At 76.3% G+C, this 8239-nt stretch carries 8 protein-coding genes; 4 read left to right on the top strand and 4 right to left on the bottom strand.

Annotation, left to right across the window (positions count from 1 at the left end):
- Positions 1–52 precede the first annotated feature (52 nt).
- The 4 genes from LCE31_RS28840 to LCE31_RS28825 all read right to left on the bottom strand — a co-directional run bounded on the left by LCE31_RS28840 (position 53) and on the right by LCE31_RS28825 (position 2182).
- Positions 53–331, bottom strand: a complete 279-nt coding sequence (locus tag LCE31_RS28840; protein ID WP_225019370.1) for a hypothetical protein — start codon at positions 329–331, stop codon at positions 53–55.
- Positions 332–703: 372 nt separating this feature from the next.
- Complete coding sequence (locus LCE31_RS28835) at positions 704–931, bottom strand: DUF3107 domain-containing protein (protein ID WP_225019368.1); 228 nt, start codon at positions 929–931, stop codon at positions 704–706.
- Positions 932–1105: 174 nt separating this feature from the next.
- A complete protein-coding gene (locus LCE31_RS28830; RefSeq protein ID WP_225019365.1) occupies positions 1106–1744 on the bottom strand; it encodes a TetR/AcrR family transcriptional regulator in 639 nt (212 codons plus the stop codon).
- 183 nt (positions 1745–1927) lie between these two features.
- A complete protein-coding gene (locus LCE31_RS28825) occupies positions 1928–2182 on the bottom strand; it encodes a hypothetical protein (protein ID WP_225019364.1) in 255 nt (84 codons plus the stop codon).
- A gap of 435 nt (positions 2183–2617) precedes the next feature.
- Here LCE31_RS28825 and LCE31_RS28820 point away from each other — a divergent pair, with 435 nt between their 5' ends.
- The 4 genes from LCE31_RS28820 to LCE31_RS28805 all read left to right on the top strand — a co-directional run.
- Entirely contained in the window at positions 2618–3577 is a 960-nt protein-coding gene (locus LCE31_RS28820; RefSeq protein ID WP_225019362.1) for an alpha/beta fold hydrolase, read from the top strand.
- A 650-nt stretch (positions 3578–4227) separates the two neighbouring features.
- A complete protein-coding gene (locus LCE31_RS41360) occupies positions 4228–4959 on the top strand; it encodes a DUF3152 domain-containing protein (RefSeq protein WP_374118580.1) in 732 nt (243 codons plus the stop codon).
- Between the two features lie 231 nt (positions 4960–5190).
- Complete coding sequence (locus LCE31_RS28810; RefSeq protein ID WP_225019376.1) at positions 5191–6864, top strand: DUF3492 domain-containing protein; 1674 nt, start codon at positions 5191–5193, stop codon at positions 6862–6864.
- Positions 6865–6877: 13 nt separating this feature from the next.
- Positions 6878–8239 (top strand): hypothetical protein (locus LCE31_RS28805; RefSeq protein ID WP_225019358.1); only part of this gene is annotated, 1362 nt, incomplete at its 3' end.

Raw genomic sequence — 8239 nt, 5'->3', positions numbered from 1 at the left:
CCCCCGCGGCCCGCCCCCCCCGCGCCCCCCCCCCCCCCCCCCGCTCCGCGGCCTACGGCACCGCCCGCCGCACCGGCGCCCCGGCGACCGGTGCGGGCGGGCGCACCAGCAGCGAGATCATCACGGCGGAGACGCCGGCGGCGCCCAGCAGTGTGATGAGCGCGTGTCCCGGCCCGAGGGCCTCATGGGTGACATACGCGCCGAACAGCGCGCCGAGGCCGCCCATCAGGAGGACCAGGCGGCGGGCCGGCAGGCGGCGCGCAAGCAGCTGGGCCGCGGCCAGGGACAGGCCGAGACCGAGCACGGCAGAGCCGAGAATCTCCAGGATCACGGTGAACACCTCGCGGCTTCCGGGCGGCGCGCCGGGCGAGTGGCCGACGCGTCCAGCCGGTCATTACCCGGCGTGCACGGCACACAACCCTTCGGTGAGGACCAACCCCGCGATCAGGTGATCCGACGCGACGGGATGTGACGGGCCCGGCGGACCGCGGCGGGGCCCGGCGAGGACGCGGAAAGACGCGCACGGCCCGGCAGGCAACCCTGCCGGGCCGTGCGGTGGGCGGGAACGGGGAAGCGGGACGCCTCCCCGGACCAGATGCCGCCCTGGGCCGGACCCCGTCCGGCAATCCGCCGTACAGGGCCGGGCCTCGTCCGACGCAGGTCCCGTCCGCACAGAGGGCGGGCGGGACCTGTCGGACAGGGGCTAGAGCGGGCCGAAGCCGACCCGCCGCGTCGTCGGCTCGCCGATGTCCACGTACGCGAGACGGTCCGCCGGTACGAGGACCTTGCGGCCCTTCTCGTCCGTGAGACTGAGCAACTGCGCCTTGCCGCCCAGCGCGTCCGCCACCGCGCTCTCGACGTCCTCGGCGGAGAGCCCGCTCTCCAGAACGATCTCCCGGGGCGCGTGCTGCACGCCGATCTTGACCTCCACGGCTATGTCCCTCCGAACGGTCAGTGCGTTGCGCGGTCAGCCGCGCGGTACGCAGCACACACTAGCCCGCGCCGGGGGTGCCGAAGACGCCGCACGGCAACGCCCGCAGCGAACACGCGACGGGAATGGACCCCCGGCGCGGCCCGCTGGGCGGCGCCGGGCGCCGCCTCCGCGTCAGTGCTGCTCGCCGTGGAGGGGGAAGCCGGCGATGCCCCGCCACGCGAGGGACGTCAGCAGCGAGACCGCGCGCTCGCGCGGAACCGGCGAGGAGCTCGAAAGCCAGTACCGCGCCACCACCTGGGACACACCGCCGAGGCCCGTGGCGAGCAGCATCGACTCGTCCCTCGACAGGCCGGTGTCCTCGGCGATCACGTCGGAGATGGCCTCGGCGCACTGCATGGCCACCCGGTCCACCCGCTCGCGCACCGCGGGCTCGTTGGTCAGGTCCGACTCGAAGACCAGCCGGAACGCGCCGCCCTCGTCCTCGACGTACGCGAAGTACGCGTCCATCGTCGCCTCGACGCGCTGCTTGTTGTCCGTGGTCGACGCCAGCGCCGTGCGGACGGCCTGCAAAAGCGATTCGCAGTGCTGGTCGAGCAGGGCCAGGTACAGCTCGAGCTTGCCCGGGAAGTGCTGGTAGAGCACCGGCTTGCTGACCCCGGCGCGCTCGGCGATGTCGTCCATCGCCGCAGCGTGGTACCCCTGGGCCACGAAGACTTCCTGAGCCGCGCCGAGCAGCTGGTTGCGCCGGGCGCGACGCGGAAGCCGCGTCCCCCGCGGGCGCGCCGCCTCCGTCTGCTCCATGGCTGTCACGCCGCCTCCCAATCGTCTGTGCGCCCCGCCGGGCCCGCCTACGTGGTCCGCAGGCGGCCGGGTGCGCTCGGGCCCCGACTGGCCATCGTACTTTTGGGTAACCCGCTCGTGCGCGGTGAGGCGGGAGTTTTTCGCATACGCGGCACTGACGAAGTACCCGGACCGGCGGCGGCCTCACCCGGGTCAGCGGTAGTCGTCGTCCTCGTCGCCGCCCGCGGGGCGTGCCTGCTCGGCCCGGTCCGCGTCGTCCGCCTCGGTGTCAGAACCGCCCGGGCCGGCCGGCTCTTCCCCGGAGGACTCGTCCTCGTCGCGGCGCAGGGCGGTCCGCTGCTCCGCGGCGTCGGCCTCCGGGGTCTCGGCCGGCAGGCCGTCGCCGCCCGTGTCCCGCGTGAACGTGCGGGGCTCTTCGGGGTCCCTGGGGTCCTGGGGGTCTGACATGTGCGCCCTTCCGGTCTGGGGTCTCGGAGCCCTGGCCGGCGCCGCCCCCGACGGCCCTGACGCCCGGCCCGGGCGGCGCCGGTCCGGTGTCTCCGGCTCCGGTCTTCCCGGCTCGCCGCTCTCCGGAAGCCTTTCCGGCCGCCGGTCGCCTGCCGCTCCGCGCGACCGGGCCTCGGCGTTCCGCGTTCTGCCTTCCGCGTTCTGTGCCGGGTCTCCGTGTTCTGCTGGGAGAAGGCCTTCCCTTCTGTTGAGAGGGCCTTTTCTGTTGAGAGGGCCCTTCTGTTCGGGCGGGGCCTCCCGTTCCATGGGAGGCGGAGGAAGCCTCCCGCTCCCGCTTCCCCGTACCGAGCCTAGAATTCCCCCTCCTCCGACGCCACGCGACCTGTGAGCGCCGCCACACGATCCCGGGCGTGACTCTCTCGTAACATTGCGGCCATGTCTTCGACCGAGCTTCCGGAATCCGTCGCCGCCGCCGCGACTCCGCGGGCCGCACCCGTCCGCGTCGCGGAGGGGGAGGAGCTGCACTCGGTTGCGCTGCCCGGGCTGACCCTGTCCGTCCGCGCCCGCCCCGGCACCCGGCCCGGGCTCGCCCCCGCGCTGTACGTGCACGGGCTCGGCGGCTCCTCCCAGAACTGGTCGGCGCTGATGCCGCTGCTCGCGGACGTCGTGGACGGCGAGGCGGTCGACCTGCCCGGCTTCGGCGACTCGCCGCCGCCCGACGACGGCAACTACTCGGTGACCGGACACGCGCGCGCCGTCATCAGGCTGCTGGACGCGCGCGACCGCGGCCCCGTGCACCTGTTCGCGAACTCGCTCGGCGGCGCCGTCGCCACCCGCGTCGCCGCCGCGCGCCCCGACCTCGTACGCACCCTGACGCTGATCTCGCCCGCCCTGCCCGAACTGCGGGTGCAGCGCGGCGCGCTGCCCACCGCGCTGATGGCGGTGCCCGGTGTGACACCGCTGTTCGCGCGTCTCAGCAGGGACTGGACAGCCGAGGAGCGGACGCGCGGTGTGCTCGCGCTCTGTTACGGAAACCCGGCGTCGGTGGGCCCCGAGGAGTTGCGGGCCGCCGTCGCGGAGACCGAACGCAGGCTCCAACTGCCCTATTTCTGGGACGCGATGACTCGTTCCGCGCGCGGTATCGTCAACGCGTACACGCTGGGCGGCCAGTACGGGCTGTGGCGGCAGGCCGAGCGGGTCCTCGCGCCGACGCTCCTCGTCTACGGCGGTCGGGACCAGCTCATCTCCTTCCGTATGGCACGCAAGGCGTCCCGGGCCTTCCGCGACTCGCGCCTGCTGACGCTGCCGGAGGCGGGCCACGTGGCCATGATGGAGTTTCCCCGCGAGGTGGCGGGAGCGGCGAGGGACCTCATCGCCGACAACGACGGGAGCTGATCCGGGGAGTGGGACGACACAGCCGCAAAGGCCGCGCGGGTCCCGCGCCCGACGGCGAGCCTCCCGCGGGTCCCCGCCCGCGCGAGAGCGCGCCGCGGGCCCCTGCGGACCCGGGCCTCGGTCCGGGCGTCCCCGGCGCCGCCGTCCCCGGCCCGGCGCGGGAGCGGCGGCGGGTCCCCGTGGAGCGGCACCCCGATGAGGACCACGGCCGCCCGGCCGACGGCGCCACGGCCGACGGGCCGGGCACCCCGGCGCGGGGCACTCCCCAGGCGCGCGGGGGCCACCCGGGGCCTGCCGGACACCCGCCACATCCCGACCCGCCCAGAACGGCCACGGCGGGGCCGAGATACGGCGACTGGGTCCGCGGCCCCGGCCCCGGCGCCCGTCCCGGCCGGAGCGGCGGCCCGGGCACGGAAGGCACGACAACAACAGCGTCCGCGGCGCGGCCCGGCACGCGTGCGCCCGGCGCCGCGCCTCCCCGGCTGCCGGGCCCGCGGCCCGAATACCTCGACGCCTTCGCGGCGCCCGCCGAGAGTCCCCCGCCGGGCGGGCCGCCCGCGGACGAGGCCGTCCGGGAGACGGCGCGGCGCGGGTCCCCCGGACGCACGTTCGGCGGGGTCGCCGCGGCGGCCGTCACCACCGTCCTCGCCGTGGTCGTCGCCGGGCAGATGATGGGCGGCCACGAGAGCCGCGCGAGCCGTGCGGACGCCGCGGGCGGCGGCGCGGCCCGGCCGACGGCCGCCGCGAGCACCCGGGCCAGGCCGGTACGGGCCCCGGCCCCCACGTACGACCAGCTGATGGCCGAGCGCTTCCCGCTCTCGCCCGGTCTGAAGGGGTCTGGCCGCTTCAGCGCCGTGCCGGGCTCCGCCAAGGCCCCCGGCACCGGGCGCCGCTACCGCTACCGCGTCGACATCGAGGACGGACTCCCGCTGGACGGACGGCTGTTCGCCGACGCCGTGCAGAAGACGCTCAACGACGACCGCAGTTGGGCGCACCACGGTGCCAGGACCTTCGAGCGGATCTCCAGCGGCACCCCCGACTTCGTGATCACTCTGGCGAGTCCGGGCACGACCGACGTGTGGTGCGCCAAGTCCGGTCTCGACACCAGCGAGGAGCACGTCTCGTGCGACTCGGCCGCCACCCAGCGCGTCATGATCAACGCGTACCGGTGGGCGCGGGGCGCGGCGACCTACGGCCCGGGCGCGATGCACGCGTACCGCCAGATGCTCATCAACCACGAGGTCGGCCACCGCCTGGGCCACGACCACGTGTCCTGTACGACCCCCGGCGCGCTCGCGCCCGTGATGCAGCAGCAGACCAAGTCGCTGGACATCAACGGCATCAAGTGCCGGGCCAACCCCTGGGTGTACCCGGAGGGCTGACGCGCCGTCCCGGGCGCCGGGGGGACACCCGCGCGCCCCGCTCGCGCGTCGTCCCGTGCGCCCCTGATGGGCGCCAACGCGCCGAGTCCGGGAAAGTTACGAGCATTCACCCCTTCCGGTGGCGCGATGGACAACCGTCCATCGTGCCGCCTTCCTGTCCGCATACGGTCGTGCCGCAGCGGGTCGCCGGGCCGACGGCGGCCTCCCACGGGGAGGAACGGGGGAGTGTTCGTGCGGATCGGACTGCTCACGTACGGTGGCTATCCGTACGCGACAGGTGAGTGCGGGCTCTGGTGCGACCGGCTCGTACGGGGGCTCGCGGACCACGAGTTCGACGTCTACGCGCTCGATGACACGCCCGGCCGCGACCCGCGCCGGGGCCAGCGGGGACTCGACGGCCCCCCGCCGCAGGCGCGCCGGGTGCGCACGGCGTCCCCCTGGGCCCCGGCCGACGACGGGCGGAGGTACGGCAGGCGGGACCGCCGCCGGTTCGCCGGGCACTTCGGGCAGCTCGCGCTCGGGGTCTGCGACGAGCGCGCGGACTCCTTCTCCGCCGGCCTCCACGGACTCGCGGAACTCGCCGCCGACCGCGGGGGGCTCTGCGCGGCACTCCGCTCCGAGACCGCGCTCCGCATCCTGGAGGCGGCGTGCCGCGCGCCCGGCGCGCGCCGGAGCGTGCGCGACGCGTCCGTGTCCGATCTCGTGGCCTTCGCCGACGCGTTGGAGCGCGCTCTGCGCCCCCTCTCCCTCGACTGGTACGGCGGCGGGGACGCGGGGCTCTCGGCCGTCGACCTCTGCCATGCGACGACGGCCGGCCCCGCGGCCCTCCCCGGCCTGCTGGCCAAACGCTTCTTTGGGGTCCCCCTCCTCGTCAGCGAGCACGACGTGCACCTGCGCACGCACTACCTCGCGAACGACGGCGCACGCGAGGACGCCGCGCGCACCCCCGTACGCGCCCTGCTCGCCGCGTTCCACGGCCGCCTCGCCGCCGAGGTCTACCGCGCGGCCCAGCTCGTCACGTCCGGCGACGCGCACGCGCGCCGCTGGCAGGAGCGGTCGGGCGCCGACCGCGCGAAGCTGCGGACCATCCACCCGGGCATGGCGGCCGACCGGTTCGCCGGCGTGGGGGAGCGCGACGACGCGGGCGACCCCGACACCCTCGTCTGGGTCGGCGCGATCGGGCCGGACCAGGACCTCGTCTCGCTGCTCCACGCGTTCGCGCGGGTCCGCGAGCAGCGGCCGGCGGCCCGGCTGCGCCTCGTCGCGACGGAGGTCGCCGCCGGCGCGGGAGCCGCCTGCCTCGCCCACTGCCGGGCCCTCGCGGCGCGGCTCTTCCCGGACCGGGCGCAGGGCGCGTACGAGACCGGCGGGAACCCCGTCTCCTTCGAGGACGCCGGCGGACCCGGGGCACCCGGACTGCCCGGCGTCTACGCGAGCGCCGGGGTGGTGGTGCTGCCCGGCTCCGCCGAGGGGTTCCCGGTCAGCCTCGCCGAGGCGATGTTCTGCGGCCGTGCGACGGTCTCCACGGAGGCCGGCGCCGTCGTCGGGGTCGTGGGCGGCACCGGCCTCGTCGTCCCGCCGCGCAACCCGGAGGCCCTCGCGCACGCCATCCTCGGCCTGCTCGCCGACAACGGCCGCAGGCGGCGCCTCGGTGCCGCCGCGCGCTCCCGGGCGCTCGAACTCTTCACGCCCGAGCAGAATGTGGCCGCCTTCCGGGAGGTCTATCTCGATGTCCTCTCGCACAGTCCCGGACGCCCCACGGCGGCGGTCGTCGGTGCGGGCGGGGCGCCGCTGCCCTTCGCCGCTGCCGCGGAGGCACACGTGCCGGTGCGCTGGGCCGAGGAGGCCGGCCGCTGTGTCGTCGGCGCGGGAGCTGCGGCGGGCGCCGGAGGCCGCGATGTCTGACGGAGGCACCACCATGGCAAGCGACGCATCCGCCGCGGACGCGAGGGCGCGGGCCCGGACGGGCGGCGCGCGGTACGGCCGCGAGGCCGCCGTACACACCGGCACAACGCCCGACGGCGCACACGCCCCCCGTCGGTGGGGGCCCGAAGGGACAGGTGCCGCAGGCACCGGTGTCGGTGGTAGCGAGTCCTCTGGTGCGGGCGCCGGCCGAACGCCCCCTGAGCCCGCGGTTGTTGGACGCGCCGACGGTGGCCGTACGGGTGTTGACCGTAGCGACGTCGGTGGTACCGGCGTCGGAGGTACCTCTGTCGGTGGCATCGGCCGCGCCGCCGACACCGGCTGGGACAACGGAGGCGACGGAGGCGACGAGGCCGAGGACGGGGGCGATGCCTCGGGCGCCGGGTTCCGGCGCGGCGCCCCGCGCGGCACCGCCGACCCCGTCAAGCTGCTCCTGCACCGGCACCGGCGGCTCTGCGAGAGCGCCGTCGACCCGCTGGAGATCGCTGCGGGCCTCGAGGCGCACGGCCTGACGGACAGGGCCGCGCTCTCCGGCTTCCGCCACCGTGACGTCTTCGCGCTCGCCGAGGAGCTGTACGCCCGCGTCCCCCACGACGGGGAGGCCCCCGGCCCCGCGCCCGTGACGAGAACCGCGCGGAGCGGGCCGGCGTCCTGGGTGCTGCTCACCCTGCTTCCCGGCGCGCCGGCGGCGCTCACCCTGCTCGCCCTGTGCCACCTCGAAGGACCCGCGCGCCTCGGTGCGGTGGCGGCGGGCGCGTGCGCCCTCGTCTGGTCCGTGGCCGCGAGCCTGCGCCGCGGGCCGCTGCGCTCCGGGGGCCGCCCGGCGCGGGCCGCCGGAGTGTGGGCCGCCTGGCTCCTCGCGTACGCGGTGTGCGGCGACGGAGCGCTGCACGCGCTCCTCGGCGGCGGACCGGACGCGGCCCGGCACCCGGACCTCGTCCCTCTCGTGGCGCTGTCGTGCGCGGTGGCCCCCGCGGCCTGGTGCGCGCGCCTGTTCTCCGTACAGGCCCGGCGCCGACTCGCGGAAAGCCGGAGCCTCGCCGACTTCGCCGCGGACACCAGGCCGCTGCTGCTCGCCGCGGTCGCGCTGTACGCGGTCGCCCTGACCGCGATCGGGCTGCTCGTCCCGCTCGTGTTCCACGGCCGCGTCCCGCTCGGGCCCCTCGTCGGGCTCGGCACGCTGCTGCTGCTCGCCCGGCTGCTCGCCGTCCACGGCTTCCCCGGCGCGGCGGCCTCGGGGCTCGCCGCCGCCTGCGCCGCCGAAGCGCTGGCCGCCGGGTCCGTCCTGGCCGGCCGGCTGCCCGGCTGTGCCGCGCTCGGGGCTCCTGCCGCCCAACTCGTCCGCGCCTGGGGCGCG

This window comes from Streptomyces sp. 8L (genome assembly GCF_020176795.1).
In the GTDB taxonomy this organism is placed as follows: domain Bacteria; phylum Actinomycetota; class Actinomycetes; order Streptomycetales; family Streptomycetaceae; genus Streptomyces.
Note: the sequence above shows the minus strand (reverse complement) of the source record. Positions and strands in the feature narration are given on the sequence as shown.